The organism is Streptomyces phaeolivaceus (assembly GCF_009184865.1).
Lineage (GTDB): Bacteria > Actinomycetota > Actinomycetes > Streptomycetales > Streptomycetaceae > Streptomyces > Streptomyces phaeolivaceus.
Genome location: NZ_CP045096.1, coordinates 1882851 through 1909826, shown reverse-complemented (window position 1 = coordinate 1909826; position 26976 = coordinate 1882851). Strand labels below are relative to the sequence as shown.

The 26976-nt window shown below is 69.8% G+C and carries 24 protein-coding genes and 3 pseudogenes; 16 read left to right on the top strand and 11 right to left on the bottom strand.

What is annotated here, in order from left to right:
- Nucleotides 1–553 precede the first annotated feature (553 nt).
- The gene (gene ltrA / locus F9278_RS09020; RefSeq protein WP_152167255.1) at nt 554–1807 is read left to right on the top strand and encodes a group II intron reverse transcriptase/maturase; all 1254 of its coding nucleotides are present in this window, start codon (nt 554–556) and stop codon (nt 1805–1807) included.
- A gap of 163 nt (nt 1808–1970) precedes the next feature.
- A complete protein-coding gene (gene moaA / locus F9278_RS09015) occupies nt 1971–2960 on the top strand; it encodes a GTP 3',8-cyclase MoaA (protein WP_152167827.1) in 990 nt (329 codons plus the stop codon).
- A gap of 19 nt (nt 2961–2979) precedes the next feature.
- Here moaA and F9278_RS09010 read toward each other — a convergent pair whose 3' ends face one another.
- Nucleotides 2980–3219 carry a hypothetical protein gene (locus F9278_RS09010; RefSeq protein WP_152167826.1) on the bottom strand — a complete coding sequence of 80 codons (240 nt, stop codon included), beginning with the start codon at nt 3217–3219 and terminating at the stop codon, nt 2980–2982.
- 222 nt (nt 3220–3441) lie between these two features.
- Nucleotides 3442–3813 (bottom strand): DUF3099 domain-containing protein, encoded by a 372-nt coding sequence (locus tag F9278_RS09005; protein ID WP_152167825.1) that lies wholly within the window; start codon nt 3811–3813, stop codon nt 3442–3444.
- Between the two features lie 246 nt (nt 3814–4059).
- Between F9278_RS09005 and F9278_RS09000 the strand changes: the two genes are divergently transcribed.
- Complete coding sequence (locus F9278_RS09000; RefSeq protein ID WP_152167824.1) at nt 4060–4338, top strand: GlsB/YeaQ/YmgE family stress response membrane protein; 279 nt, start codon at nt 4060–4062, stop codon at nt 4336–4338.
- A gap of 81 nt (nt 4339–4419) precedes the next feature.
- Here F9278_RS09000 and tyrS read toward each other — a convergent pair whose 3' ends face one another.
- The 3 genes and pseudogenes from tyrS to F9278_RS08985 form a co-directional block, all read right to left on the bottom strand.
- Entirely contained in the window at nt 4420–5688 is a 1269-nt protein-coding gene (tyrS, locus tag F9278_RS08995) for a tyrosine--tRNA ligase (protein WP_152167823.1), read from the bottom strand.
- Between the two features lie 50 nt (nt 5689–5738).
- Nucleotides 5739–7133 (bottom strand): metallopeptidase TldD-related protein, encoded by a 1395-nt coding sequence (locus tag F9278_RS08990; protein WP_152167822.1) that lies wholly within the window; start codon nt 7131–7133, stop codon nt 5739–5741.
- A pseudogene (locus F9278_RS08985) lies at nt 7130–7396 on the bottom strand (metallopeptidase TldD-related protein); the annotation flags it as partial. The pseudogene F9278_RS08985 and the gene F9278_RS08990, both read right to left, overlap by 4 nt.
- A gap of 299 nt (nt 7397–7695) precedes the next feature.
- Here F9278_RS08985 and F9278_RS08980 point away from each other — a divergent pair.
- The gene (locus F9278_RS08980; RefSeq protein WP_152167821.1) at nt 7696–8907 is read left to right on the top strand and encodes a helix-turn-helix domain-containing protein; all 1212 of its coding nucleotides are present in this window, start codon (nt 7696–7698) and stop codon (nt 8905–8907) included.
- A 207-nt stretch (nt 8908–9114) separates the two neighbouring features.
- On the opposite strand, the pseudogene F9278_RS08975 reads toward F9278_RS08980, so the two are convergent.
- Nucleotides 9115–10348, bottom strand: a pseudogene (locus F9278_RS08975) (IS701 family transposase).
- A 127-nt stretch (nt 10349–10475) separates the two neighbouring features.
- Between F9278_RS08975 and F9278_RS08970 the strand changes: the two are divergent.
- The 5 genes and pseudogenes from F9278_RS08970 to F9278_RS08950 all read left to right on the top strand — a co-directional run bounded on the left by F9278_RS08970 (nt 10476) and on the right by F9278_RS08950 (nt 14814).
- Nucleotides 10476–10691: a hypothetical protein gene (locus tag F9278_RS08970; RefSeq protein WP_152167820.1), complete on the top strand. Its 216-nt coding sequence runs from the start codon at nt 10476–10478 to the stop codon at nt 10689–10691.
- Entirely contained in the window at nt 10688–10924 is a 237-nt protein-coding gene (locus F9278_RS08965; RefSeq protein ID WP_152167819.1) for a DUF7848 domain-containing protein, read from the top strand. The genes F9278_RS08970 and F9278_RS08965 overlap by 4 nt, the downstream gene beginning before the upstream one ends.
- 951 nt (nt 10925–11875) lie before the next feature.
- Nucleotides 11876–13337: pseudogene (locus F9278_RS08960) on the top strand (replication initiator).
- 20 nt (nt 13338–13357) lie between these two features.
- Nucleotides 13358–13519 (top strand): helix-turn-helix domain-containing protein, encoded by a 162-nt coding sequence (locus F9278_RS08955; protein ID WP_152167818.1) that lies wholly within the window; start codon nt 13358–13360, stop codon nt 13517–13519.
- A 47-nt stretch (nt 13520–13566) separates the two neighbouring features.
- The gene (locus F9278_RS08950) at nt 13567–14814 is read left to right on the top strand and encodes a tyrosine-type recombinase/integrase (RefSeq protein WP_152167817.1); all 1248 of its coding nucleotides are present in this window, start codon (nt 13567–13569) and stop codon (nt 14812–14814) included.
- A 60-nt stretch (nt 14815–14874) separates the two neighbouring features.
- On the opposite strand, the gene F9278_RS08945 is transcribed toward F9278_RS08950, so the two are convergent.
- Nucleotides 14875–16434 carry a TldD/PmbA family protein gene (locus F9278_RS08945; RefSeq protein ID WP_152167816.1) on the bottom strand — a complete coding sequence of 520 codons (1560 nt, stop codon included), beginning with the start codon at nt 16432–16434 and terminating at the stop codon, nt 14875–14877.
- Nucleotides 16435–16685: 251 nt separating this feature from the next.
- Here F9278_RS08945 and fabG point away from each other — a divergent pair, with 251 nt between their 5' ends.
- From fabG to F9278_RS08930, 3 genes are all read left to right on the top strand, one after another.
- On the top strand, nt 16686–17390 hold the full coding sequence (gene fabG, locus F9278_RS08940) for a 3-oxoacyl-[acyl-carrier-protein] reductase (RefSeq protein WP_152167815.1): 705 nt from the start codon (nt 16686–16688) through the stop codon (nt 17388–17390).
- 5 nt (nt 17391–17395) lie between these two features.
- Nucleotides 17396–18163 (top strand): enoyl-ACP reductase FabI, encoded by a 768-nt coding sequence (gene fabI, locus F9278_RS08935; protein WP_005477633.1) that lies wholly within the window; start codon nt 17396–17398, stop codon nt 18161–18163.
- A 192-nt stretch (nt 18164–18355) separates the two neighbouring features.
- On the top strand, nt 18356–18772 hold the full coding sequence (locus F9278_RS08930; protein ID WP_152167814.1) for a hypothetical protein: 417 nt from the start codon (nt 18356–18358) through the stop codon (nt 18770–18772).
- Here F9278_RS08930 and F9278_RS08925 read toward each other — a convergent pair.
- On the bottom strand, nt 18747–19442 hold the full coding sequence (locus tag F9278_RS08925; RefSeq protein WP_152167813.1) for a FadR/GntR family transcriptional regulator: 696 nt from the start codon (nt 19440–19442) through the stop codon (nt 18747–18749). The genes F9278_RS08930 and F9278_RS08925 overlap by 26 nt on opposite strands.
- A gap of 157 nt (nt 19443–19599) precedes the next feature.
- Between F9278_RS08925 and F9278_RS08920 the strand changes: the two genes are divergently transcribed.
- On the top strand, nt 19600–20892 hold the full coding sequence (locus F9278_RS08920) for a CynX/NimT family MFS transporter (protein ID WP_404818864.1): 1293 nt from the start codon (nt 19600–19602) through the stop codon (nt 20890–20892).
- Between the two features lie 101 nt (nt 20893–20993).
- Complete coding sequence (locus F9278_RS48125; RefSeq protein WP_086757448.1) at nt 20994–21110, top strand: SGM_5486 family transporter-associated protein; 117 nt, start codon at nt 20994–20996, stop codon at nt 21108–21110.
- A 177-nt stretch (nt 21111–21287) separates the two neighbouring features.
- On the opposite strand, the gene F9278_RS08910 is transcribed toward F9278_RS48125, so the two are convergent.
- Nucleotides 21288–22466 carry an IS701 family transposase gene (locus tag F9278_RS08910; protein WP_152166950.1) on the bottom strand — a complete coding sequence of 393 codons (1179 nt, stop codon included), beginning with the start codon at nt 22464–22466 and terminating at the stop codon, nt 21288–21290.
- Nucleotides 22467–22655: 189 nt separating this feature from the next.
- Here F9278_RS08910 and F9278_RS08905 point away from each other — a divergent pair, with 189 nt between their 5' ends.
- Together F9278_RS08905 and F9278_RS08900 are read left to right on the top strand one after the other, a co-directional pair.
- Nucleotides 22656–22871, top strand: coding sequence for a hypothetical protein (locus F9278_RS08905; protein ID WP_152167811.1), 216 nt, complete (start codon nt 22656–22658; stop codon nt 22869–22871).
- 97 nt (nt 22872–22968) lie between these two features.
- Nucleotides 22969–23487, top strand: a complete 519-nt coding sequence (locus F9278_RS08900) for a SixA phosphatase family protein (RefSeq protein WP_152167810.1) — start codon at nt 22969–22971, stop codon at nt 23485–23487.
- A gap of 144 nt (nt 23488–23631) precedes the next feature.
- On the opposite strand, the gene serB is transcribed toward F9278_RS08900, so the two are convergent.
- Nucleotides 23632–24840, bottom strand: a complete 1209-nt coding sequence (serB, locus tag F9278_RS08895) for a phosphoserine phosphatase SerB (RefSeq protein ID WP_152167809.1) — start codon at nt 24838–24840, stop codon at nt 23632–23634.
- Between the two features lie 151 nt (nt 24841–24991).
- Entirely contained in the window at nt 24992–26863 is a 1872-nt protein-coding gene (locus tag F9278_RS08890; protein WP_152167808.1) for a streptophobe family protein, read from the bottom strand.
- Nucleotides 26864–26976: the final 113 nt, after the last annotated feature.

Genomic DNA, 26976 nt, shown 5'->3' with positions numbered 1-26976 from the left:
CTCTGGGGGAAGAGGTGGTGCTAACCCCGAGCCGGAGGCAAGGGCGTCATCGTGAGGTGGGGTCTGGAGGAAGCCCGAGGCGAGACCTGGGTACCGAGGAACACGAACCGTGTATGAGGCGTACTGGTCGGGTGAGCCTGCACGCGAAGGTGAAGCCCGTCACTGCCAAGAAGGCCAGTGCGTAGACGCGGCGGGGATCCAGGGACAGTGATCGTTCTTACCTGGGGAGATCTGTCCGGGTGTCGGTTGTGCTGAAGATGTCGCCGCGCCGACGGTCCGTGCTGGAAGGTGCGGGCTGACCGGGCAGAAGTCAGCAGAGGCCGTAGTACCAGCCGGGATGGGCACGGTGGCTGGGAAGGGCTGAACATCGAGTGGAACGGGTGATGTGGTGGTTGCTCGTGCTGGTCACAGGGACCGCAGCAACACTGCTTCGGCGGTGCCGCGGGGGGAGGAGCCGGTGCATCCGGCGGAGCCCACGGCGGAGCGTAGTGGCCGGTCGGCGCACTCCACGGAGGACGTTCACCGCGAACAGCGTTCCTCGCTTTGGGAGTTGATGCTCTCGAAGGAGAACCTGCTCGCGGCGCTCAACCGTGTCGAGGTGAACCGGGGTGCTCCCGGGGTGGACGGTATGACCACGGCCGAACTCAGGCCGTGGATCGCGGTGCACTGGCCCGAGGTCCGGGCCGAACTCGATGCGGGCATCTACCGGCCGGCGCCGGTCCGTCAGGTGATCATCCCGAAGCCTGGCGGCGGTGAGCGGATGCTGGGGGTGCCGCGGGTGCTGGACCGCTTGATCCAGCAGGCCGTCGCGCAGGTGCTCGTGCCCATTTTCGATCCTGGTTTTTCGGGGTCGTCCTTCGGGTTCCGTCCCGGCCGGTCCGCCCATCAGGCGGTCAGGGTCGCGCGGCGTGCCATCGAGGACGGCAACCGGTGGGTCGTGGACCTTGATCTGGACCGGTTCTTCGACCGGGTCCAGCACGATGTCCTGATGGCACGGGTCGCGCGCAAGGTCACTGACCGCAGGGTCCTGAAGCTGGTTCGCAGGTATCTGGAAGCCGGGGTCATGGTGGACGGCGTGAAGACGCCGGGCAGGGAGGGGACCCCGCAGGGCTCCCCGCTCTCGCCCGTCCTGTCGAACATCATGCTCGACGACCTGGACCGGGAACTGTTCAGGCGCGGTCACCGGTTCGCACGTTACGCCGACGATCTGCGGATCTTCGTGCGGAGCAGGCGGGCTGCTCAGAGGGTGCTCGACTCGGTCACGGCCGTGGTCGAGCAGCGGCTGAAACTGAAGGTCAACCGGGTGAAGTCGAAGGTGGTCCCAGCTTCCGTCATGACGATGCTGGGGTTCGGCTTCTACTTTGTCCGGGGTGGGAAGGTCAGGGTCCGGGTCGACCCGAAGGCGGTCGAACGCCTGAAGGTTCGGCTCAAGGAGCTGACCTCGCGCCGGTGGAGCGTTGCGATGGCTGACCGCATCGCGCAGATCAACCGCTTCACCACAGGCTGGATGGGCTACTTCCAGCTCGCGGACACTCCCAAGGTGTTCCAGGAGCTGGACAAGTGGTTCCGTCGCAGGATGCGGCAGATCCGCTGGAAGGAATGGAAACGGTACGCGACCAGACGTCGTAACCTGCGGGCGCTCGGGATCGGTGAGCGTGATGCTCGGGAATGGGCGGCCAGCAGCAAAGGCTACTGGCGGGTCGCGAAGTCACCTGTTCTGGACAGGGCACTGCCCATCTCCTACTGGGACGACCTGGGCCTGAAGATGCTCAAGCCGACCTGGCAACGGTTGAGACCAGCTTGGTGAACCGCCGGATGCGTGACCCGCATGTCCGGTGGTGTGGGAGGAGGGACGGGCGACCCGTCCCTCCTACCCGATCTCGTGCGATCGGGCCTGTGATGTTGTCAGTGGGGTCACGTAGGCTCGCAGATGTTCAGGAATCACTGATCCGGCGACGGGAGGGGCACACGTGCTCATCGACACCTATGGCCGAGTGGCCACCGACCTGAGGGTCTCGCTGACCGACCGGTGCAATCTGCGCTGCACCTACTGCATGCCCGAGGAGGGTCTGCAGTGGCTGGCCAAGCCCGACCTGCTCACGGACGACGAGATCGTCCGCCTCATAGACATAGCCGTCCGCGTCCTGGGCATCGAGGAGGTCCGCTTCACCGGCGGTGAGCCCCTGCTGCGCCCCGGTCTGGTCGGCATAGTGGAGCGGGTGGCGGCCCTCACCCCCCGCCCCCGGATGTCCCTCACCACCAACGGCATCGGCCTCAAGCGCATGGCGACGGCCCTGAAGGCGGCCGGACTGGACCGGGTGAACGTCTCCCTGGACACCCTCCGCCCGGACGTCTTCAAGACCCTCACCCGCCGGGACCGCCACAAGGACGTCCTCGAAGGCCTCGAAGCCGCCCGCGCGGCGGACCTGACCCCCGTCAAGGTCAACTCGGTCCTGATGCCGGCCCTCAACGACAACGAGGCCCCGGACCTCCTGGCCTGGGCCGTCGAGCACGACTACGAGCTGCGGTTCATCGAGCAGATGCCCCTGGACGCCCAGCACGGCTGGAAGCGCGACGGCATGGTCACGGCGGGCGACATCCTGACCTCCCTGCGCACCCGCTTCGACCTCACCCCCGAGGGCCGGGACGAACGCGGCTCGGCCCCGGCGGAGCGCTGGATCGTGGACGGCGGCCCCCATCGGGTGGGCGTCATCGCCTCCGTCACCCGCCCCTTCTGCTCGGCCTGCGACCGCACCCGCCTCACCGCCGACGGCCAGGTCCGCACCTGTCTCTTCGCCCGCGAGGAAACCGACCTGCGCGCCGCGCTGCGTTCCGGCGCCCCCGACGAGGAGATCGCCCGAATCTGGCGTCTGGCGATGTGGGGCAAGAAGGCGGGAGCGGGCCTGGACGACCCGTCGTTCGTCCAGCCGGACCGGCCGATGTCCGCGATCGGCGGCTGACAGGGGAGGGCCGAGCGCTCTACGGCGCCGGGTCCTCCCACTCGTCGAGCTTCACGACGTCCTTCAGGAACCCCCGCACCCCCAGGAACTGCGACAGATGCTCCCGGTGCTCGTCACACGCGAGCCAGGTCTTGCGCCGCTCCGGCGTGTGCAGTTTCGGGTTGTTCCAGGCGAGCACCCAGACCGCGTCGGCACGACAGCCCTTGGCCGAACAGATGGGGGAGGACGGATCGGAGCCGGGGACGTTGAGGATGTTCACACGTCGACCCTAGCCGCAGCGATCCGGCCGTAGAAAAGGCGACGCCGAGCAGCCACGGGGGGAGCTGCCCGGCGTCGGTCTGTCGCTCCGACGGGGGATGCGGAGCGCGTACGAAGTATGTCACGGGTAAGCCTCTGCCCGGCACAGGAACTACATGATTGATCTGAGCATTTCTTGAGCTTGGCGGGTGGCCGGATTCCGCTTCGCGGGGATACCCGGTGCTCAGGCCCGCTCGCGCGGCTCACTGCGCCGACCGTCGGCGGGATCGGCCGGGGCGTCTTCCGGGAAGGGTTCCGCGGACGGCGCGATCATCGGCCGCACGGGGGCCCGTACGAATGTCGACGGCAGCGACGGCGCGTTCTCCCGGCCCGCGTTGGCGATCACCACGGCGATGTACGGCAGCACCGCGCCGAGCACCAGTGCGACGACCGCGACGTGCCGTTCGACGTTCCAGAGGACCGCGGCGGCGATCACCGCGAGGGTGCGGACGGACATCGAGATGATGTACCGGCGCTGCCGACCGCGGACGTCGTCGGCAAGCCCTTGCCGGGCGCCCGTGATCCGGAAGACCTCCACGTGTCGCTGCTTCCGCATCACGTTCCACCACCCGCCTGTATCGGACGCTCCCCGGCCCGTGCCCGTCCGTGCCCGCTACAACGAACACGGTTCGGACAAGTTCCACGTTACGCCGCGTCTGCGCCGCCTACGAGACCGGGTCACCTTCCACGGAGAGTGCAGGAAATGCGCCGCGCCGCGTACGACCGTGCCCGACATGCGGCGTACCGCAGGCGGGCCGACACTGGGCGTAATGCTCACGTAGAGCCGTACGAGGAGGCAGCCATGGGCTGGTTGTGGGCGATCATCGTGGGATTCATCCTCGGCCTGTTGGCCAAGGCGATCCTCCCGGGCAAGCAGCACAGCCCGCTCTGGCTGACGACGATCTTCGGCATGCTGGGCGCCGTCGTCGGCAACGCGATCGCACGCGGCTTCGGCGTCGAGGAGACCGCCGGCATCGACTGGAGCCGCCACATCTTCCAACTGGTGGCCGCGATCATCATCGTGGCTCTGGGCGACATGGCCTACATGGCGACCCTGGGCAAGAGAAAACAACAAACCTGAGCCCCGTAAGGGGCGCGGGGAACTGCGCGAGCAACCACGACGGGGTGGCAGCCGCCAGATCACCCGCGCCCCTTGCGGTGTCTAGGCCCCGATGACCTCGACCGCGGCCAGATTCCTCTTCCCACGGCGCAGCACCAGCCACCGCCCATGAATGAGGTCCTCCGACGCCGGCACGGCGTCCTCCGCGGTGACCTTCACGTTGTTCACGTACGCCCCGCCCTCCTTCACGGTCCGCCGCCCCGCGGACTTGCTGGGCACCAGCCCGACCTCCGCGAGGAGATCCACGACCGGCGCCAGCTCGGCGACCCTCGCGTGCGGCAGCTCGGACAGCGCCGCCGCCAACGTGTTCTCGTCCAGCTCCGCCAGCTCGCCCTGCCCGAACAGCGCGCGGGACGCGGCGATCACCGCGGCCGTCTGGTCCGTGCCGTGCACCAGCGTCGTCAGCTCCTCGGCCAGCGCCCGCTGCGCGGCCCGCGCCTGCGGACGCTCCTCGGTCTGCCGCTCCAACTCCTCAAGCTCCGCACGGGACTTGAAGGACAGGATCCGCAGGTACCGGGTGATGTCACGGTCGTCCACGTTCAGCCAGAACTGGTAGAACGCGTACGGCGTCGTCATCTCCGGGTCGAGCCAGACGGCGCCGCCCTCGGTCTTGCCGAACTTGGTGCCGTCGGCCTTGGTCATCAGCGGGGTGGCCAGCGCGTGCGCCTCCACACCGGGCTCCAGCCGGTGGATCAGGTCCAGACCGGCGGTGAGGTTGCCCCACTGGTCGCTGCCGCCCTGCTGGAGGGTGCAGCCGTACCTCCGGTAGAGCTGGAGGAAGTCCATGCCCTGGAGGATCTGGTAGCTGAACTCGGTGTAGCTGATGCCCTGGTCGGACTCCAGACGACGGGCGACGGAGTCCTTCGTCAGCATCTTGTTGACGCGGAAGTGCTTGCCGATGTCCCGCAGGAACTCGATGGCCGACAGGCCCTCGGTCCAGTCGAGGTTGTTGACCATGACGGCCGCGTTCTCGCCCTCGAAGGACAGGAACGGCTCGATCTGGGCGCGCAGCCGGCCGACCCAGCCGGCGACGGTCTCCGGGTCGTTCAGCGTGCGCTCCGCCGTCGGACGCGGGTCGCCGATCAGACCCGTCGCGCCGCCCACCAGCGCCAGCGGCCGGTGCCCGGCCTGCTGGAGCCGCCGCACGGTGAGCACCTGCACCAGATGCCCGACGTGCAGGGACGGCGCGGTCGGGTCGAAACCGCAATAGAACGTGACAGGACCGTCCGCGAGCGCCTTGCGCAAGGCGTCCTCGTCGGTGGACAGGGCGAACAGCCCCCGCCACTTCAGCTCGTCGACGATGTCCGTCACGGTTCTCGTGTCTCCTCGAGTGGGTCGCACCAGGTGAATCAGGTACGAGGTTATACGCCCTGGCTGACAGAACTCATATTGAAATCCGGCACCCGCAGCGCGGGCATCGCGGCCCTGGTGAAGTAGTCGCTCCACTCGCGCGGCAGCGTCTTCTCGGACCGCCCGGCCTCGGTGGCCCGGCCGAGCAGGTCCACCGGCGACTCGTTGAACCGGAAGTTGTTGACCTCGCCCGTGACCTCGCCGTTCTCCACGAGGTAGACGCCGTCCCGGGTGAGCCCGGTCAGCAGCAGCGTCGCCGGGTCGACCTCGCGGATGTACCACAGGCAGGTCAGCAGCAGCCCGCGCCCGGTGTTCGCGACCATCTCCTCCAGGGAGCGGTCCTCGCCGCCGTCCAGGATCAGATTGCCGATCGTCGGCACCACCGGCAGTCCGGTCAGGCCCGCGCTGTGCCGGGTGGTCGGCAGACGCGCGATCTCGCCCGCGCTGATCCACTCGGTCGCCGTCAGCGGCAGCCCGTTGTCGAACACCGAGCTGTCGCCGCCGGAGGAGTGGGCCAGCACGAACGGCGCGGACTCCAGGCCCGGTTCGTTCGGGTCGCTGCGGAGGGTCAGCGGCAGCTCGGTGAGCCGCTCGCCGATCCGGGTGCCGCCGCCGGGCTTGCTGAACACGGTCCGGCCCTCGGCCGCGTCCCGCGCCGACGCCGACCACATCTGGTAGATCAGCAGATCCGCCACGGCCGTCGGCGGCAGCAGCGTCTCGTACCGCCCGGCGGGCAGCGGCACCCGCCGCTCGGCCCAGCCCAGCCGTACGGCCAGCTCGGCGTCGAGGGCGCCGGGGTCCACGTCCTTGAAGTCCCGGGTCGACCGCCCCGCCCACGCCGAGCGCTTGCGGTCCGGGGACTTGGCGTTCAGCTCCAGCGTCCCGTTCGGCTGGTCGTGGCGCAGCCGCAGCCCGGTGGACGTACCGAGATAGCTGGTGACCAGCTCGTGGTTGGCGAAGCCGTACAGCTCCCGGCCGCCCGCACGCGCGCGGGCGAAGGACTCACCGAGCGCCGGCGCGAAGTCGGCGAATACGGCCGAGGAGGTCTCGGCGGGCGCGTCCGTGAAGTCGGGGGAGTGCGCCACGCCCGTGATCAGCGGCTGGGCGTCCTCGGCGGGGCCGGCGCCGCGCGCGGCGGCCTCGGCGGCCCGGACCAGCGGCTCCAGCTCCTCGGGGGTGACGGCGGACCGCGACACGACCCCGGAGGCGGTGCCCTCCCTGCCGTCGACGGTGGCGACGACGGTCACCGAGCGGCCCCGGGTGACCCCGTTCGTGGTCAGCGCGTTGCCCGCCCAGCGCAGGTTCGCCGTCGAGTACTCGTCGGCGATCACCACACAGCCGTCGGCCCGGGAGAGCGCGAGGGCCCGCTCGACGATCTCGTGCGGCTTGTGGGTACGGGCGCTCATCGACCGGCCTCCTGCGTGGTGTTGAGAATGTTGACGCCCTTGAAGAGGGCCGACGGGCAGCCGTGCGACACCGCGGCGACCTGGCCCGGCTGGGCCTTCCCGCAGTTGAAGGCGCCGCCCAGGACGTAGGTCTGCGGTCCGCCGACGGCCGCCATGGACCCCCAGAAGTCGGTCGTCGTCGCCTGGTAGGCGACGTCCCGCAGCTGTCCGGTGATCCGCCCGTTCTCGATCCGGAAGAACCGCTGGCCGGTGAACTGGAAGTTCACCACCGGGTCAGGGGGCATACCTCTCTGATCGGCGTTCGCGCAGGTCAGGCGGTGTTTCACGGTCTGCCCTCAATCCCTGTTCATACGGGTTGAAACCGGACGGTACGGGGTCTGGTGATGACTTGGTGTCGACCTCCGGAGGTGCCTCCGGGGTTTTCTGAAGTGGCCTTCAGATGCTGGGATCTGGATCAGGGCAGAGACTACCGAGTGGCTGCTCGGAGGCGGTACGCGAACACCGGCGGGCGACGGAGGCGAGAGCCTGCACGGCCGTCCGGTCGCCGCCGTACCCTCGACGTATGGCTGAGCACTTGGGAGACCGGCTCGTCCGCCTGCGGGGGCTGGCAGACCTCACGCAAGAGCGACTTGCTGAGAAGTCCGGCGTGTCCTCGGACGTGATCAAGCGGCTTGAGCAGAAGCGCAAGCACAGTGCGCGGCTGCCGACCCTGCATGCCTTGGTTCAGGGACTAGGGGTCGAGTTGACTTCCTTGCTCGGCGACCCTCCGGGTGTGCCGTCCACGGGTGAGGCCGACCCGCCTCAACTCGTGGCCGTGCGGCGCGCGATCATGCCGCCGTTGTTCGTGCCGCCGCCCGAACCGAACGGGCCTGAGCGGCTGACGGTGCCGCTCCTCCGGCGGGAGATCGCTGACGCGTGGACCCTCTATCACGGCGCGGAGTTCGGTCGGCTCATGGAGGTGTTGCCCGGCATCATCAATGACGCGCGCTTCGCCGCTTCGGTCGGTCAGGGTGACGAGCGGGCAGCCGGGCAGGCAGCGTTGGGCAAGGCGCTTCAGCTGGCTGGACACCTCGCCATTCGCCTGGGGAAGACCGACCTTGCTCTGAGCGCGCTGGAGCGGGCCATGAGCGCCGCTGAGCAGTCCTCCGATCCGCTGCTGGCACCCATGGTCAGCAACTCTGTCGCGTGGAACTACCAGCGGCAGAACCGGTTGGACGACGCGGAACGCCTCGCTGTGTACGCCGCCGACCGGGTTGAGCACGATCACGGCGACACGGCCGAAGGTGTGCGTGTGTGGGGCGGGTTGCTGATGTCGGCGGCGACGAGTGCGGCCCGCTCGGGCGACTACGACACGGCGAACGAGATGATGACGACGGCCGAGACGGCGACCAAGCGCCTGGCCGTGCTCCCGCCTCCGGCCAACGGCCGGATGGTGTCCGTCTTCAGCCGCTCGTCGGTACGCATCGAGCGCGTCCGTCTCGCCGTGCAGCACGGACGCCCTGAGGAGGCTCTTGGCCTGGCCAAGGGGATGCGGCTCAGCTCCGACACACCTCCCTCGTGGCGTACCTGGCTCCTGCTCGACGTTGCCCGTGCGCACACGGACCTGGGGAACGCCGAAGGGGCGGTGAAGGCCCTGACTCGGCTGCGCGAGATCGCCCCGGCGTGGATGCGGCATCACACGCTGGCCGTGGCGATAGTGAGTGACCTTTGGGCGCTGCCATCGCGTCCACGGGGACTGCGCAAGCTTGCCGAGTTCCTTGGGGTCGCGAACTAAGGCCGCAGAACTGGGCCGTTGCGTCCCTGTACTACAGCCGTGACTCGTGATCTCGTCTGTCGCGGGTGGTGTAGTGGCAGCGTTGTGCGCGGGTCTGGTGGGTGCGGCGCCAGCGTGACTGCTTGATCACGGTTGCCGGCGGTGGGGGTGCGGTGGCCCAGAGGAGCCGGTTGAGCAGGCGGCGGATCTCTTCGGCGGTGTAGCGGATCAGCTTTTCAACAGCCCTCGGTGTTCCCCCTTTTCGGAGGTCCTGGCCGGATCGGTCGGCGTGGGCAGGTCGGCAGTGCTGTCGGGTTCTGGGAGGTGGCGGGTGCGGGTGTCGGTGATGGTCAGGAAGGCGAGGGCGGCCATGGACAGGGTGATGTGGCGGTGCCAGGCGTCCCAGGTGCGGACTTCGTAGTGGTCCAGGCCGCAGTCGGACTTCGCGGTCTCGAAGCAGTCCTCGATACTCCAGCGCAGGCCCATCACGCGCACGATCTCGCCGATCGGGGTGCCGGCCCTGGCGTGGACGGCGAAGTAGGCGATCCGGGTGGGGTCGGTGACCGAGCGCCGCACCAGCAGGAGATGGACGTAGCCGCGGCGGGGGCCGCCCTCGGCGCCGCCGGGCCAGGTGACCTCGGCCAGTGCCCAGTCGTAGGAGCGCGGCCCCTTGGCGCCGGCTCCGCACGAGCGGCGCTCGAACAGGAGCGGGACGGCGGCGGCGAACGCATCCACGCGCAGGTTTCCGGTGCCGCGGGTGTGCACGGTCTCGTCGACCGGGACGGCCATGACGTAGGGGATGCGGCGGCGTTCGAGGGCGGCACGGAGCTTGCGGTCCTGGCCGTAGGCACTGTCGGCGGCCACCCATCCGAACGGGACCCTGGCCCGGCGGCACCGTTCGACCATGCGCCGCCCCAGTTCGGGCTTGGTGACCACGGCCTTCGCGCGGGGGCGGGGGATGCGCTGGAGCTGGCAGCGACCGGCGTCCTCGCACCATGCGGCCGGCAGGTACAGCTCGCGGTCGATCAACGCCCTGCCGGTGTCGGTGGCGTAGGCACAGAACACCGCGACCTGGCAGTTCTCGATCTGCCCGGTGATCCCGGCGTACTGCGGGGCCACCCCGGCCGACATCCGGCCCTTCTTCAAGAACGCTGTCTCGTCCAGCACCAGCACCCCGTCCGGGCGGGCCAGGAACTGCACGACGAACAACCGCAGAGCGTCGCGGAGTTGATCCGCGCACCAGGTCGAACGCGCCAGGAACCACTGCACCCGGTCCGGCGTCGCGTGCCCGACATGCTCAGCGATCTGCCAGCCGTTTTTTCCGCTCGACCGGCGCGATCAACGCCTTCACATACGACATCGCCATCCGGCGCGGCTCGACCCGCCCGAAGACCCCCGCCAAAGAGGCGAAGAAGTCATCGAACCAGCCCGCCCAGACCAGCACCGCCCGTTCCGTATCCACGAACCGGACAACGCGTCACACACGGACCGGACACGGGAACGAGTCACGGCTGTAGTACCTGTAGTGCCTCCCGCGCCCTGCGTGACGATTGCCGTTCGCAGATCGTCGACGCGAGGAGTGAACGATCATGTCGGGTAGCGCGCGTGCGCGGCTGGCGGAGGCCATCAAGCTGTTCGGCACCGACGGGCGGCTACTCGTCTTCCACGATCCTCACGATCCGTGCGGCTCCACAGCGGAGGGAGCCGACCTGGCTCCGCATTCGGGCATCGAGCGGACAACGGATCCGACGCTGAGGGAGAAGGTCCGGGAGGCCAACGCTCGTAGTCGGGGCGAGGTCCTGTGAGTGCGCGTTCGGTCATCCGCCACGAGACGTGGACGCTGGAGCCGGACCATGAGCCGGACGCGGAGCCCACGACGTACGCCATGCAGTGCGCGGTGGACGACGAGACGTCACCTGCGAGTGAGGACTTCAACGAGCCGCAGAAGTGGGTGCTGGAGCACTGCGGCCGGAACCCCTCGCATCGCACCTACAGAGAGATCATCACGCGCCCGTGGCGCACTTGGCGGGATGCGTAGCCTGCGCGGGGTGGGGTCCTATCCCCTCGATGTGGCGCGCCTTGGCCACGCCGCCGGCCGTAGAGGCTTTGGGCGGGAGCTGCCGTGGGGCGAGTGATCATGGCCCCTTACGCTGCCTCGCGGATCGGGCAGTCTTTGGGACCTGCCCGCAATAGCCCGATCGGGGCCATGATCTTCGAGGCTCGCCCCATGGTGGCTGCCTAAAGCCTCGTAGGCCGTCGGCCCCCAGCCCCTGTGGGGTGAACTCGGCTGCGGCTCAGCGGGGCGTCGATTGATCCGTGAGAGAGGCACAGGGGCTCGCCGGTGCGTGCCTCGGTCCGGATCGAGGGCTGAGGTCCTGGAGGACGTGAGACACGACCATGGCCGACGGGAGTGAGCGGACCGGGAAGGGCTGTGGAGAGCTGGCTCACTTCAGGGCTGCTCGTGGGCGCGGGCGGCTGCGCCCGGACCGGACCGGCCGAAGGCCGCATGCCGGGCCGGAGCGCCTGGCCGCCCGGCGCGCCGCAGGCGCGCCCTGGAAGAAGTGAAGACAGTTTCCGCCACAGGTCCTGAGCCACTGTCCGATCAGGGACCTGGTGGGCGCATGGCGCGTGGCACATCCGGCCGGACAGGTTCGCTTGGTCATCGAATCCGGATGCGTGGCGCGACCTTCGGTCTGCCTCAACTGCTACGCCCTGGCGGTAATTCGGTCGCTCCGCAGAAGCCGTCTTGAGATCATGAAGGTCGAGCGACGAGCCTTCTTTCAGCGAATCTCAGACACAGACGCAGACATCTTTCAGACGAGACATCACAGCTCTCTTCTCTGCCCTTCGGTCTTCATCACGCTGCCTCGCCACGCTCTCAGACTCTGCGATCTCACTCTCTCTCAACTCTCGCAAAGGACTCAGCCATGACTCACATCCACGTCCGTGCTCGTGCTCCTCCCATGCCCGTCCGTCCTGGAGGTGCCCCGTGTTCAACGCCTCGTCAGAGGTGACCACCCAGTCTGCTCGCTCTGTTGAGCTGGAGTGTGACAAGCGTCTGCGGCTGCTGTCCGATGCCGATCGGGACGTAATCCGCCTCGCCAACGACCCCGGATACCCGCGCTGGCTGGAACAGATCAAGGCCATCGGGGGCTGCGCCCACCCGGTCTACCTGTCCGGCTCCACGATCACCCGCAACGCCGCAACTGGTGAGGTGATCTCGTCCTACTCGACCGCCCATGAGCCGGGTGAGCGGCTTGCCGTGCGCTGCCGCAACCGCCGGGCCTCGGTCTGTGCTCCCTGCTCCCGCCTGCACGCCGGAGATACCTTCCACCTGGTCCGGGCGGGCCTGTCCGGCGGCAAGAGCGTGCCCGACGCAGTCCGCGACCGGCCCCGGCTGTTCGTCACCCTCACCGCCCCGTCCTTCGGCCCCGTGCACCACGCTACTGACGACGGCAAGCGGTGCCGCCCCCGCCGTGACGCCCCTGCCTGCGAGCACGGGAAGCCACTGGGCTGCGGTCTGGTCCACACCGACGACGACCGCCTGACCGGACTGCCGCTGTGCGCGGACTGCTACGACTTCACCGGCCACGTGCTGTGGCACGCGCATGTCGGGCGACTGTGGGACCGGTTCACCACCGCCGTACGGCGTCACCTCGCCTCGACAGCCGAGATACCTCGGTCCCGGCTCGCTGAGCACTTGGTCGTGTCCTTCGCCAAAGTCGCTGAATTCCAGCGCAGGGCGGCCGTCCTTCCATGCCGTCGTGCGCCTCGACGGGCCCGATGGTCCGGCCGTGCCCCCGCCGGACTGGGCCACCTCCCTCCTCCTCCTGGACGCCGTGCGGCAAGCTGTGGCGTCCGCCTTCGTCACTCCGCCGGACTCAGGCGCCTACGGCACCGAACGCTTTGCCTGGGGAGCGCAGTTCGATGCCCGGCCGATCCACTCGTTCGCCGACGGTGACGCCCTGTCAGACGGCGCGGTCGCCGGTTACGTCGCCAAGTACGTGAGTAAGGGCGCGGCCGAAACGGCTGCTGGACTGGACTACCGCGTCACCAGCCTGGACGACATCCGCGCAGCGGCCGTCACCGGCCACGTACGGGCCCTGATGGGTACCTGCTGGCGCCTGGGCGGCCTCGCCGAACTCGAACACCTCCGGCTGCGGTCATGGGCCCACAGTCTCGGCTTCCGAGGCCACATCCTCACCAAATCCCGTCGCTACTCCACCACCTACGCCGCACTGCGCGACGACCGCGCCACCCATCTGCGTGCCGGTGCCGGGACGGCGGTGGACGATCCGCACACGGTGACGGAATCGGCCTGGCGATACGTCGGCTCCGGTCATACCCCCGGCGCTGCCCTCCTCGCCGCCGGAATCGCCGAAGACCTCGAACAGTCACGGCAGCTCTACAAGGAAGCGAAGGAAGACCAGGCTTGGGGGTGGGAGCTGTGAGGGGCGGCAGCAACCTGCTCATGACGCCGGATGAGGCTGCCGCAGAGCTGGGCGTCACGAAGCGGGTCCTCATGGACTCGTACCGACGTTGGGGCATCCCCTTCCTCAAAGTCGGCAAGCACGTTCGGTTCCGAACTCGCGATCTGCACAACTGGGTTGAGGGGCGCATGCAGCGCGGCTAGGCTGACGATCAGTCACTAACCAATCAACATGTGAAGGGTTAACAATCGTGGCGACCATCAAGAAGGAAGACTGCACCTGTCCCCGGCGCAAAAAGCCGACGTGCCCGCACAAGCCGTACCGGGTGACGTACCGAGAGCCCGGAGGCCGCGCGGGCAAGCCGCGTCAGGTGTCCTTCAAGAAGCTCGAAGACGCGGAGGCGTTCGCGGTCAAGGTCGAGCGGGACAAGGACCTCGGGACATACATCAACCCCAAGGCGGGGATGCGGACGTTCGAAGAGGTGTGGCACGAGTGGGTTGGGGCGGGGACCCTCGAAGAGTCCTCGAAACGGAACTACGGCAGCGTCTACGCCAACCACTACGGGCCGTTCTTCGGCAACAAGCCCATCGGCAGCATCACCCCGACGACGATCCTGGAATGGGAGGCAGATCAGAAGGAGCGGGGTTACCGGGAAAACGGCATCAATGGACGTAAGAACGTCCTCTCATCCGTCTTCAACTACGCGGTGGCGGCAGAGATCATCGGCCGCAACCCATGTAAGAAGGCCAATCCTCGGCGGCGCTCAGGGCAGACGCTCACCCCGATCACCGGCGACGACGTCCCGAGCATGGAAGAGGTCCTCGGGATCATCGCGGAGGCCCCCAAGCTGATCCGCGCTGGCTTCTGGGCCATGGCTGGCTGCGGGACGCGTCCGGGGGAGTCCCTGGCGCTGTCCGACGAGTCAATGGACTGGGAGCGCAGCGTTCTGGCTGTGGATCACCAGGTCTCGGCGTACGGCTGTCAGGAGATCTCCGGCTATCGGCGCGGGGTGAAGCGCGGTACGAAGCACCGGGCCTTTGACCAGGCGCGGCGGACACCAGTACCCGAATCGATCAACAAGATCTTCGACGATCACATCGACGCGTTCGGTACCTGGGGCGATCGGGGCTGGTTCTTCGAGTCGCCTCGCCTGAATGACCGCCACCCGTCGTATGACTGGTTTCTTGATCAGTTCAAGGCGGCGGCCAAGCTGGCGGGGACTCCGCAGTACACCCCGAAGAGCTTCCGGCACTTCTTCGTCTCGGAGGCCATCCACGCCGACATCCCGCTCTTCGAGGTGGCGGCCTGGGTCGGACACCGGACCACGAGGACTACGGAGCTGGTTTACGGGCACCTTGTGCGCCGGGCCATGGAGCGCGGCGCCCGGACCATGCACAACCGCCTGGGGCTGAAGCTGGAGCCTTTCCGGGGTCTCATCGTCCCACCCTCGCTGACCCCCTCAGAGGAGGACATCGAGGACTGGGACGACGTGGCGTAGGAGGTTCGCCGTGATCGCGTGTCGACCTGGTGCAGACTTCTGGCCCTGTGTGACGCCTCGTCAGTCGCGGCCGGACTCGTTCGTCGTGTTCAAGATATTCACACTTCGAAACAGTGCGGACGGGCAGCCGTGAGACACCGCGGCGACCTGCCCAGGCTGGGCCTTTCCACAGTTGAAAGCCCCTCCCAGCACATAGGTCTGGGGTCCTCCAGCAGCCTCCATCGACCCCCAGAACTCGGGGGTGATCCCCTGATATGCAAAGTCTCTGACCTGCCCCGCTAGGCGGCCGTTCCGGATCATGTATGCTCTCTGACCCGTAAACTGGAAGTTGTAGCGCTGCATGTCGATGGACCACGACCGGTCCCCGACGACATAGATCCCGCGGTCGACCCCGCCGATCAGATCCTCCGTCGACATCCCGGCCGGGTCCGGCCGCAGCGACACGTTCGCCATCCGCTGCACCGGCACATGCCCGGGGGAGTCGGCGTAGGCGCAGCCGTTGGAGCGGCCCAGCCCGGTCAACCTGGCGATACGGCGGTCGAGTTGATAGCCGACGAGCGTGCCGTCCTTCACCAGGTCCCAGCTCTGGCACTCCACGCCCTCGTCGTCGTACCCGATGGTCGCCAGGCCGTGCTCGGCGGTGCGGTCACCGGTGACGTTCATCAGCTCGGAGCCGTACTTCAGCTTGTTGAGCTTGTCGAAGGTGGCGAAGGACGTGCCGGCGTACGCGGCCTCGTAACCGAGCGCGCGGTCCAGCTCGGTGGCGTGGCCGATGGACTCATGGATGGTCAGCCACAGGTTGGAGGGGGCCACGACCAGGTCGTAGACGCCCGCCTCGACGCTCGGCGCCCGCATCTTCTCGGCGAGCAGCTCCGGGATCCGCTCCAGCTCGTCGTCCCAGTCCCAGCCGGTGCCCGTCACGTACTCCCAGCCGCGCCCGGCCGGCGGCGCGAGCGTCCGCATCGAGTCGAACTCACCGCTGGACTCGTCGACCGACACGGCGGTCAGCGACGGGTGCAGCCGTACCCGCTGCTGTGTGGTGACCGTCCCGGCGGTGTCCGCGTAGAACTTGTTCTCGTGCACGGTGAGCAGCGAGGCGTCGACGTGGTTGACCCCGTCGGCCGCCAGCAGCCGGGTGCTCCAGTCCGCCAGCAGCGCCGACTTCTCCTCGTCGGGGACGGTGAACGGATCGATCCCGTACGACGAGATCCACGTCTTCTCCGCGTGCACGGGCTCATCGGCCAGCTCGACCCTCCCCCACTGCCCGAAAGGCGTGGGAGGTGCCCCCACGTCGGACCCGGCGGCCTTGATGACCTGCGCGGACAGCTTCGCCATCGCCACGGCCTGCGAGGCGACCTTCGCTGCGGCGTCCATCGTCAGATCCACCCCGGAGGCGAACCCCCAGGTCCCGCCGTGCACCACCCGCACCGCGTACCCGAGATCGGTCGTGTCCGACGACCCGGCCGGCTTCGCGTCCCGCAGCCGCCAGGACGCGCTGCGCACCCGCTCGAACCGGAAGTCGGCGTGATCGGCGCCGAGGGCACGTGCTCGGGCGAGCGCGGCGTCGGCCAGGGCCCTTAGCGGTAGTGCCGTGAAGGCGTCGTCGATGGAATGAGGCACCGAGGTCTCCCTGTTGCCGAGCGGTTGTGGTGGCCTGTCGGGTCCGATCATGTCGCGCCCGCGGGCGGCCGGACCACATCTTTCCGGCTCAGGGCGGCGGGCTTTCTGTAGGGACCCCACAGCGCCGTCCCCGAGCCACTGTCACAGCTCGAATGCCCACCCGGCGGACCGGACCGATAGGTTTTCGGGGAAGGCGCCCGCCGTCCAGGCATTCGGGCAGGCGTTCAGACCGCTAAGGAAAGGGTGATCCGTTGAGCCGCTCGGTTCTCGTCACCGGAGGCAACCGGGGCATCGGCCTCGCCATCGCCCGCGTGTTCGCCGACGCCGGCGACAAGGTCGCCATCACATACCGCTCGGGGGAGCCGCCGGCCGGCTTCCTGGCCGTCAGGTGCGACATCACCGACCCCGAGCAGGTGGAGCAGGCCTACAAGGAGATCGAGGCCGAGCACGGCCCGGTCGAGGTCCTGATCGCCAACGCCGGCGTCACCAAGGACCAGCTCCTGATGCGGATGTCCGAGGAGGACTTCACCTCGGTCATCGACACCAACCTCACGGGCACCTTCCGGGTCGTCAAGCGCGCCAACCGCGGCATGCTGCGCGCCAGGAAGGGCCGTGTGGTGCTCATCTCGTCCGTCGTCGGTCTGTACGGCTCGCCGGGGCAGGCCAACTACGCCGCCTCCAAGGCCGGTCTGGTCGGCTTCGCGCGCTCGCTCGCCCGTGAGCTGGGCTCGCGAAACATCACCTTCAACGTCGTCGCCCCCGGCTTCGTCGACACCGACATGACGAAGGTGCTCACCGACGAGCAGCGCGAGGGCATCGTCAAGCAGGTGCCGCTCGGCCGGTACGCGCGCCCCGAGGAGATCGCCGCGACGGTGCGGTTCCTCGCCTCGGACGACGCCTCGTACATCACTGGAGCCGTCATCCCCGTAGACGGCGGACTGGGAATGGGTCACTGATCACCATGAGCGGAATCCTCGAGGGCAAGCGCGTCCTGATCACCGGTGTGCTGATGGAGTCCTCCATCGCCTTCCACACCGCCAAGCTGGCCCAGGAGCAGGGTGCCGAGATCATCCTCACGGCCTTCCCCCGGCCCACGCTGACCGAGCGCATCGCCAGGAAGCTCCCCAAGCCCACCAAGGTCATCGAGCTGGACGTCACCAACGACGAGCACCTCGGGCGGCTGGCCGACATCGTCGGCGAGGAGCTGGGCGGCCTCGACGGCGTCGTGCACTCCATCGGCTTCGCCCCGCAGGACGCCCTCGGCGGCAACTTCCTGAACACGCCGTTCGAGTCCGTCGCCACCGCGATGCACGTCTCGGCGTACTCCCTGAAGTCGCTCACCATGGCCTGCCTGCCGCTGATGCAGAACGGCGGCTCGGTCGTCGGTCTGACCTTCGACGCGAAGTTCGCCTGGCCGCAGTACGACTGGATGGGCCCGGCCAAGGCCGCCCTGGAGGCCACCAGCCGTTACGTCGCCCGTGACCTGGGCAAGCAGAACATCCGCTGCAACCTCGTCTCCGCCGGCCCGCTGGCCTCCATGGCCGCCAAGTCCATCCCGGGCTTCGGCGAGCTGGCCGCCGTGTGGGACGACCGTTCGCCGCTGGAGTGGGACCTCAAGGACCCCGAGCCGGCCGGCCGCGGTGTCGTCGCGCTGCTCAGCGACTGGTTCCCGAAGACCACCGGCGAGATCATCCACGTGGACGGCGGGCTGCACGCGATCGGCGCCTGACCGCCATCGCTCCGGGTCGTACGCCGGGTCGTCACCGGTTCGAGGGCGCGCATCCATTCGGGTGCGCGCCCTCGCCGTACTCCTGTCCGCCCCGATCGTCACTCGTTCGGCTCATCCGGCGGGCCGCCGGGGCCGGGTGCCGCGCACGCTGGACGTACACCGCTCAGCCGATCGGCCGAGGAGGTCCCCCTTGTGCGCATCTCCCGCAGCGTCGCCCCGGCGGTCGTCGCCCTGGCGCTCGTCCTCACCGTCCCGTCCGAGTCGGCACCGCACGCGCGCGCGGAGACCGGGGAGCGGCACGCGCGCGCGAAGGACGCCCTTCACCCGCGCGTGAAGGGCGACGACAAGCCCGATCCGGACGACAGGCCCGATCCGTTCGGCGCGGCCTGCCGCAGCACGGTCACCGGCTCCCAGGTGATCGCGCACTGCTTCAACCCGCACGCGACCGTGGACCATGTCCGGCTGCACATCGAGTGCGCGCGCTGGTGGGACATCGACAGCGACAGTGCCGCCGTCGAGACGGCGCCCGCGCGGACCGTACGGCTCACCGGGCGCTGCTGGAAGGAAGTCCGCTCGGTGTGGTTCAGCCACCGGCGCGGGGCGGACTGACCCGGCCGGGGCGGCAGAGGAACGGATAGCCGGCCGCCTCCGCCGCGGCGGTCTCGGCGTCGCCCGCGCGGATCGCGTCCATGAGCCGGGTGTGGTCCATGTACGTCTCCGGGGTCAGCTCCTCGCCCACGTCACCGCGCAGCCAGTCCCGCAGGACCTCGCCCAGGTCGGCGTGGACGGTCGTCATGACGTCGTTGTGGGACGCGGCGACGACGGACAGGTGGAAGGTGGCGTCGGCGGTCACGAAGGCCTCCGCGTCGCCCGACGCCCAGGCCTCCTCACGGCGGGCCAGGAGCGCGTCGAGCTGCTTCAGGTCCTTCTCGGTGCGCCGCTCGGCGGCCAGCCGCGCGGCGCTCGACTCCAGGGCGGAGCGCAGTTCGGCGATATGGGTCGGGTCGGCGCCCGCGAAGCGGCGGTGCATCACGCCCGCGAGTTCACTGGTCGCGACGACATAGGTGCCGGAGCCCTGGCGGATGTCCAGCAGTCCGTTGTGCGCGAGCGCGCGGACGGCCTCGCGGACCGTGTTCCGGGCGACACCCAGCTCCTCGACCAGCTCGGGCTCGGTGGGGATACGGGAGCCGACGGGCCACTCGCCCGAGGCGATCTGGTTCCGCAGAGCGGCGATGACCTGCTCGGACAGCGCCGATCGGCGGGGATGGCTCAGCGGCATGGCACACCTTCGCACGGACGGGCCGACCGGGAGTGGCCGGGCCATGGACACCCAATCATCCTATGATTCTATGATGGGTGTCATGGTGAGCGAGAAAACCCTGACGCCGACAGCCGCACCCGCAATCCCCTCCGAACGCCCCATGTTCGAACGCCCCATGTCCGAAAGCCCGGTGCCGTCGCCCACGCGCGCGTGGGCGACACGACTGGTGGTCGTGGGCATCGTCCTGACCGCCCTCAACCTCCGCCCCGCCATTACCAGCCTCGGCGCCCTCCTCGAAGAGGTGCGCGTCGGGCTCGGGATGAGCGGCAGCGCCGCCGGGCTCCTCACCTCCGTGCCACCGCTCTGCTTCGCCCTCTTCGGCGTCATGGCACCCCGGCTCGCCCGCCGCTTCGGCCCGGTCGCCGTCGTCTGCGCGGGCATGGTCGCGATCGCGGGCGGGCTGCTGCTCCGGCCGTACGCCGGCGGCACGGCCGGTTTCCTCGCCGCGAGCGCCCTCGCCCTGATGGGCATCGCCGTCAGCAACATCCTGATGCCGGTCATCGTCAAGCGCTGGTTCCCCGACCGGGTCGGCTCCATGACGGGCCTCTACTCCATGGCCCTCGCCCTCGGCACCTCGTCCGCCGCCGCCGTCACCGTGCCCATGACCGAGGCACTGGGCGGGAGTTGGCGGACCGGGCTAGCGGTCTGGGCGGGCCTGGCGGCGGCTGCCGTACTGCCCTGGCTGCCCTTCGTCCGCGACCGCGCCCCGCGCCCCGCCGACTCCCTCCCCGCGCGCGGGGAGGGACCGACCGGGACGGCGCCCGCGCGCGGGGAGGATTCCGTCGGGACGGCACCCGCGCCCGAGGACGTGCCCGCCGTCCGGATCACCCGGAGCCGTACCGCCTGGGCGCTCGCCGTGTTCTTCGGGCTCCAGGCGACCGCCGCCTACATCACGATGGGGTGGATGGCGCAGATCTTCCGGGACGCGGGCGTCCCGGCCGGTACGGCGGGGCTGCTGCTGGCCGTCACCATGGTGATGGGCGTGCCGCTGGCCTTCGTGATCCCCCGGCTCGCCACCCGGCTGCCCCACCAGGGCCCCATCGCGGTCGTCCTGGGCGTCTGCGGGCTCCTCGGCTACGGCGGGCTCTACCTCGCCCCGGCCGGCGGAGCCTGGGCGTGGGCGCTGCTGACAGGCATCGCCAACTGCTCCTTCCCGCTCGCGCTCACCATGGTCGGCATGCGGGCCAGGACCGGCGCGGGCGTGGTCAAGCTGTCCGCCTTCGCCCAGAGCACGGGCTATCTGATCTCCATCCCCGGCCCGCTCCTCGTCGGCGTCCTGTACCAGCACAGCGGCGGCTGGGGACTGCCCCTGGCCCTCATGGCGGCCCTGATGCTCCCGCAGATCGCGGCGGGCGTCCTGGCGGGCCGCGACCGGGTCGTGGAGGACGAGGCGGTCACGGGCCGCTGAGGGGCGCCCGGCGAGGGGCGCCCGGCGGCTCTCCAGCGGCTCCACGGTGGCGGGACACCCCGGAGGCTCCGCGGCGGGCCGGGGGTGCGAGACTGGGCCGCATGCCAGTGCTCGACCCGAACCCCCAGAACGGCCAGAAGAAGATGCTCCTCGTCTTCGGCTCGTTCCTCGCCATCTTCGTCGTCATCGGGATCATCGCGGTCATCGCGTCACCGTGAGCGGCCGGGGGTGGGGATAACCCCCCATCCCCTAGTACTGCAACCGCATCTGCGGGTTGTGGCCTCGGCGTTTGTAGTGGGAGCGGCGGGCACGGGCCTGGCTGCGTCGTCGGAAGCGTGACCAGTGCAGATGATGGTCGTTGCTGTGGTGGCGGGGCGTGACGATGATGTGGCCGATCAGTCGGCGGATCTCCGGGACGCTGAGGGGTATGAGGTCTTGCTCGTCGTCCGCTCCGCCCCTTTTGCGGCTTCTGCGGCGCGGACGGCGGTCAGGTAGGCGAGGGCGGCCATGGCCAGGGTGATGTGGCGGTACCAGGCCCGGTAGAGCCTCACCTGGTAGTGGTCCAGGCCGCACTCGCCCTTGGCGGTCTGGAAGCACTCCTCCACCGCCCACCTCGCGGCGGCTACCTTGACCAGGTCTTTCAGCCGGGAGGCCACCGATCCGTAGCAGACGTAGTAGGCGATCTCGGTGGGGTCGCTGATGCTGCGGCGGGCCAGAACCCAGTGCCCGAAGCCGTTCTCCCAGTACGGGCGGATGGCGACGCGGGCCCAGTCGTAGATCCGTTCGCCGTGCGCGCCCTGGCCCCCGGAAACCCGCTTCCACGCTTGCCTGGGCAGGGCGGCGACCAACTGGTCCACCCTGGCGTCGCCGCCGTCCGCCGTGGTCACGGTGTCGTTGACCTTGGTGGCCAGTACGTGCGCGATCCTGCGTTCCTCCAGCCATACCCGCAGGTGCTTGACCTGCCCGTATGCCTCGTCAGCGGTGACCCACGCGAACGGGATGCCTGCGTCGACGGCACGTTGCAGCATCCACTTGCAGTGCTCATTCTTGGTCGCGAAGGGGATCTCGTCGTCGATCCCGGCTGCGCGGCAGCGCTCACGGTCATCCGTCCAGGAAACGGGGATGTAGAGCTCACGGTCGATCAATGCCCGCCCCCTGGCGGAGGCGTAGGCCAGGAAGGTCCCGATCTGGCAGTTCTCCGTGCGGCCGGCGGTACCTGTGTACTGCCGCTGGACTCCGGCGGACTTGGTGCCCTTCTTCAGGAAACCGGTGTCGTCGCAGATCAGGACCGCGTTCTTGGCTCCGATGGTCTCCACGACGAAGTCGCGCACATCGTCGCGGACCGCGTTCTCGTCCCAGTCGGAGTGGTTGAGCAGGCGCTGGACGCCGTCCGGGCGGAGCTGCCCGACCTGCTCGGACAGCGTCCACCCGTTCTTCTTCTCCAGCGGCGCGACGAGTCCGTTCAGGTAGTCCAGCGCCCGCTCGCGGGGCTCCGACCTGCCGAAACGGTGGGCGAACCGGGCATGGAGCCCGGCCACCCCCTCGGACCACGACTCGACCTGCTCAACCGTCAGCGCATCAGCACACAGTCATACCAACGAGACCGCCGACCATCCGTCACGCCAGATGCGGTTGCAGTACTAGGGGGCGAGTCTCAGGGTGAAGTGGGTGGATCACCGGATGGGACGGAGCGCTCGCATTCCGTAGCTTCGAGATGTGGCCGGGAGACGGGCCACGACCCACTCGCGGACCACGGAGGCGGCATGTCGGCCCCTACGCACACCCGGCCCCACCCGGCGCCCCCGACCGGCGTCGACATCCGGCTGCCCTGGTGGGCCGTCGCCCTGCCCGCCCTCGGCTTCGCCGCCCTCCTGCTGCTGATCCTGAACCCCGCGCAGGCCCAGGCGGCGAGCGGCGACCCGGTGCTCGCCCACTTCCTGGAGTGGATACAGCGGGCCCTGCCGAACCACACACCGTGACGAGCGGCCAGCCCGCCGGAAGCACATGTACCGGTCTCGGGTATCCGCACTTCAACTCCCTGCGCCCCATGGCCTGTTTCGTGCGAAGCTGGGACGCATGAGCGTCGCAGAACCCCGCAAGATCGTCCTCTTCCGGCATGCGAAGGCCGACTGGCCCCAGGTTTCCGACCACGAACGGCCGCTCGCCGACCGGGGCCGTATGGACGCCGCCGTCGCCGGTCGCAAGCTGGCCGACTCCGGTATCCCCCTCGACCTGGCCCTCTGCTCCACGGCCGTCAGGACCCGCGAGACCTGGAAGCTGGCCGTCCACGAGCTGCCCGAGCGGCCGAAAACGGTCTACGAGGAGCGGATCTACGAGGCCTCGCCCGGTGAGCTGATCGCCCTGCTCAACGAAACCCCGGACGACGCGCAGAACGTCGTCCTGATCGGCCACAACCCCGGAGTGCAGAGCCTCGCCGACATCCTCGCGGGCAGCGCCGAGGGCGACGCCCGCGAGCGGATGAACCGCCTCGGCTTCCCGGCCGCCGCCTTCGCCGTGCTCTCCTTCGAGGGCGCCTGGAAGAGCCTGGAGCCGGGCGTGACCACGCTGGCCGACTACTGGGCGCCGACGGAATAACCCCGGCCGCGCGGCCCCCGGCCGCCGACACGACAGAGGCCCGGCACCACCTCGGTGCCGGGCCTTCCCGTGTATATGGCGCACACCGCTCGGTGTACGCCCCGCTACTCGTCGTACGCCCGGCCGCTCGGCACGCGCGCCCCGCTACTCGTCGTGCGTGTCCGCCGCCTCGACCTCTTCCCGGGTCACCCCGAGGAGGTACAGCACGGTGTCGAGGAAGGGGAAGTTCACCGCCGTGTGCGCGGCCTCGCGGACCACCGGCTTGGCGTTGAAGGCGACGCCCAGACCCGCCGCGTTGAGCATGTCGAGGTCGTTGGCGCCGTCGCCGATCGCCACGGTCTGGGCCAGCGGCACCCCCGCCTCGGCCGCGAACCGGCGCAGCAGCCGGGCCTTGCCCGCGCGGTCCACGATCTCCCCGACGACCCTGCCGGTCAGCCTGCCGTCGACGATCTCCAAGGTGTTGGCCTGCGCGAAGTCAAGGCCCAGCCGCTCCTTCAGATCGTCCGTGACCTGGGTGAACCCGCCCGAGACGACGCCGACTTGGAAGCCCAGCCGCTTCAGCGTACGGATCAGCGTGCGCGCCCCCGGCGTGAGCCGGACCTCGCTGCGCACCTTCTCCACCACCGAGGCGTCGAGCCCCTCCAGCAGCGCCACGCGCGCGTGCAGGGACTGCTCGAAGTCCAGCTCCCCGCGCATCGCGGCGGCCGTCACCTCGGCGACCTCCTTTCCGCACCCGGCGTGCGCGGCGAAGAGCTCGATCACCTCGTCCTGGATGAGCGTGGAGTCCACGTCCATGACCACCAGCCGCTGCGCCCGCCGGTGCAGACCCGCCGCGACCACGGCCACGTCCACGCCCAGCGCCACCGACTCGGTGACCAGGGCGGTCCGCAGGGTCTCCGGTTCCGTACCGGACACCGCGAACTCGACGGCCGTCACCGGGTACTTGGCGAGCCGGAAGATACGGTCGATGTTGCCGCCGGTCGCGGTGATCCGGGCGGCGATGCGGGCGGTGTTCTCGGCGGTCAGCGGGTGGCCCAGAACGGTGACGTGCGAGCGGCCGAGGCCGCGGGGCCGGTTGTCGCCCAGGCCGGAGATGATCTCCGCCTGCATCTTCATCGACTCCGCCCAGCTGTGCACGGTCGCCCGCAGGTCGCCCTCCTGCCCGGCGGGCGGCTCGGTCACGAGCGCGCACAGCACGATCCGGCCACGGGTGACGACCTGCTCGATGTCGACCACGTCGACGGAGTAAGCGGCGAGGGTGTCGAACAGCCCGGCGGTGATGCCCGGCCGGTCCTTGCCGAAGATCTTGACGAGGAGAGTGGGGACGTCAGAGGAGGTCTGCGAAGCGCTCATGATGTGCCAACCGTATCCGGCGTCCCGTGCGCTTCGCCCCTGAGGTCCGCCCAGCGGACGGAGAACACTGGGTTACCGGCGACTGAAGCGCACCCGGATCGTGTACGACGCCCCGGAGCGCCCTCACAGGATCGCCCGGCCCCGGACCCTCTCAACGCCCCCGGGGCCCCCGTGGAGGAGGCGGTGGCGGTGCCTCCTCCGGTGGCGGCGGCGGAGGAGGCGGCGGCGGCGCGGGCCAGGCCCCCGACCTCGCCCCTGATCCGGACCCTGATCCGGACCCTGACCCCGCTCCTGACCCGGGCCGCCGCGGGGGAGGCGTGACCCTCCGCACCGCCGTGGGCGCACCGTACACATCGGGCGACCGAGCCCCGGAACCACCACGACCCCCCGCTCCTCCGGGCGCCCCCGGCGGACCCGAAGCCCCCGGCGGCCCCCGCAGCTCGTCCGGCAGCCGCAGATACGGGTTGGTGTCCGGGTTCGGCGGCCGGTACGGCCTGCCCGGTGCGTACGGTCCCGAGGCGGAGCCCGTCGCTGAGGTCTCGTGGGGCCCGGCGGCGCCCGCCGGGCCTGCGCGACCCGCGTCACCCCGCGCCCACGGCGAGGCCCGTAGCCCGGCGGCCCGGGTCAGGCAGGCCAGCAGCGCCCCGGCGGCCCCCGCGCCAGCGCCCCACAGCGCGCCCAGCACCAGCGCCACGGCAGCCTGCCCGCGCAGCTCGATGCCCGCGTCGAACGCGTCGATGCCGAACACCGCCAGCGAGGCGTCCACCGACAGCTCCGTCAGCCGGACGAGCAGCGCCAGCGCCACCGCCGTCGCGAGCCCGAGCCGAAGCGCGCAGCGCGCGACGAAGCCGAGCGCACCCCCGCCCCGTACATCCGCACCGGGCGCGCCTCCGGCGGCGGTGGCAGCCGATTCCCGTACAAAAGGCGTACGCACGGCGGTCAGTACTCCCGCGTACAGCATCATGAGCGCCGCCGCGAGGCCCAACAGCCACACCCGGCCGTCGAGTTCGGCGAGGCGGCCGAGGGTGACGGGTTCGCTCGCGTCGATGCGCAGCAGTTCGTCGAGGGGGTCGGGCAGCAGGTCGGCCAGTGCTCCGGTGGCCCTGCCGTCCCAGGGGACGAGGAGGCCGAGGGGGACGCCCAGCCAGACCCCGTTGGGGGCGCCGAGGAGTGCCGCGCCGGCGATCCGCTTGGGGTGCGGGTCGCCGATCGCCGCGTACGCCGCCGCCGCGAGCCCGGCCAGAACCGCCACCAGCAGCACGGTGACCACCGCGGACACGGCGGGCCTTACGACCCGGTGCAGGGCGTCGAGGGCGGGCGGCAGGGGAGTGCGGCGCGAGGCCAGCAGGGCGATGAGCAGCACGCCCAGGCACCAGGTGAGGCCGCCGAGGAGGGTCGGGACGGTGTCCACCGTGAAGCCGACCCGCGCGTTCGCGTCGGCGAGGTCGCCCAGCCGGTCCGGCAGCAGCCCGCCGCCGATGTCCCCGAGGTCGCCGAGCCCGGGGATCTCCACGTCGTCGAGGGCGCCGCCCCCGCCCGGCAGTTGTCCGTCGATGCCGAGTTGACCGCCGTCGAGGGTGATGACGGCGTTCCCGGCCCAGGCCAGGCCGCCCATCAGGGCCACGAAGAGCGCGAGCACCGTGCCCACGCGCGCGAGGAGTTCGGCGGGGGAGAGCACCGCTCCCGCGCCGCGCAGGGACCGCAGGAAGAACCAGGAGAGCAGGAGCGCTCCCACCAGAGCGACACCCAATGGCGTGATCTCGATGGCGGTGGTGGCCTGCGCTCCGTCCAGGCCAAAGACGGACACATCGCCGGACGGCGTCACCGACCCACCCGCCCCGAGCGCCACAACCGCCGCCGTCATGGGCCCCAGTCCGCCCGCCGAGTCGGCCTCCAGCAGCCGCAGCCCGAGCGCCGCCGTGGCCGCCATCCCGATCAACGCCCAGCTCACGGCGGCGATCGCGGAGAACAGGACGTCCCCCCACGGCACGCGCCCGCCTGGGCCGATGTTCCGGTCGCTCATGGTCGGACCCCCCGATCCACATCGCGGCGTTGCACCGCCGATGTCCCCCTCGCGTGGGATTACCACTCTCCGGCCCGGTTTCAACCCCGTCAACGGGACCGGCGGATGCCCCC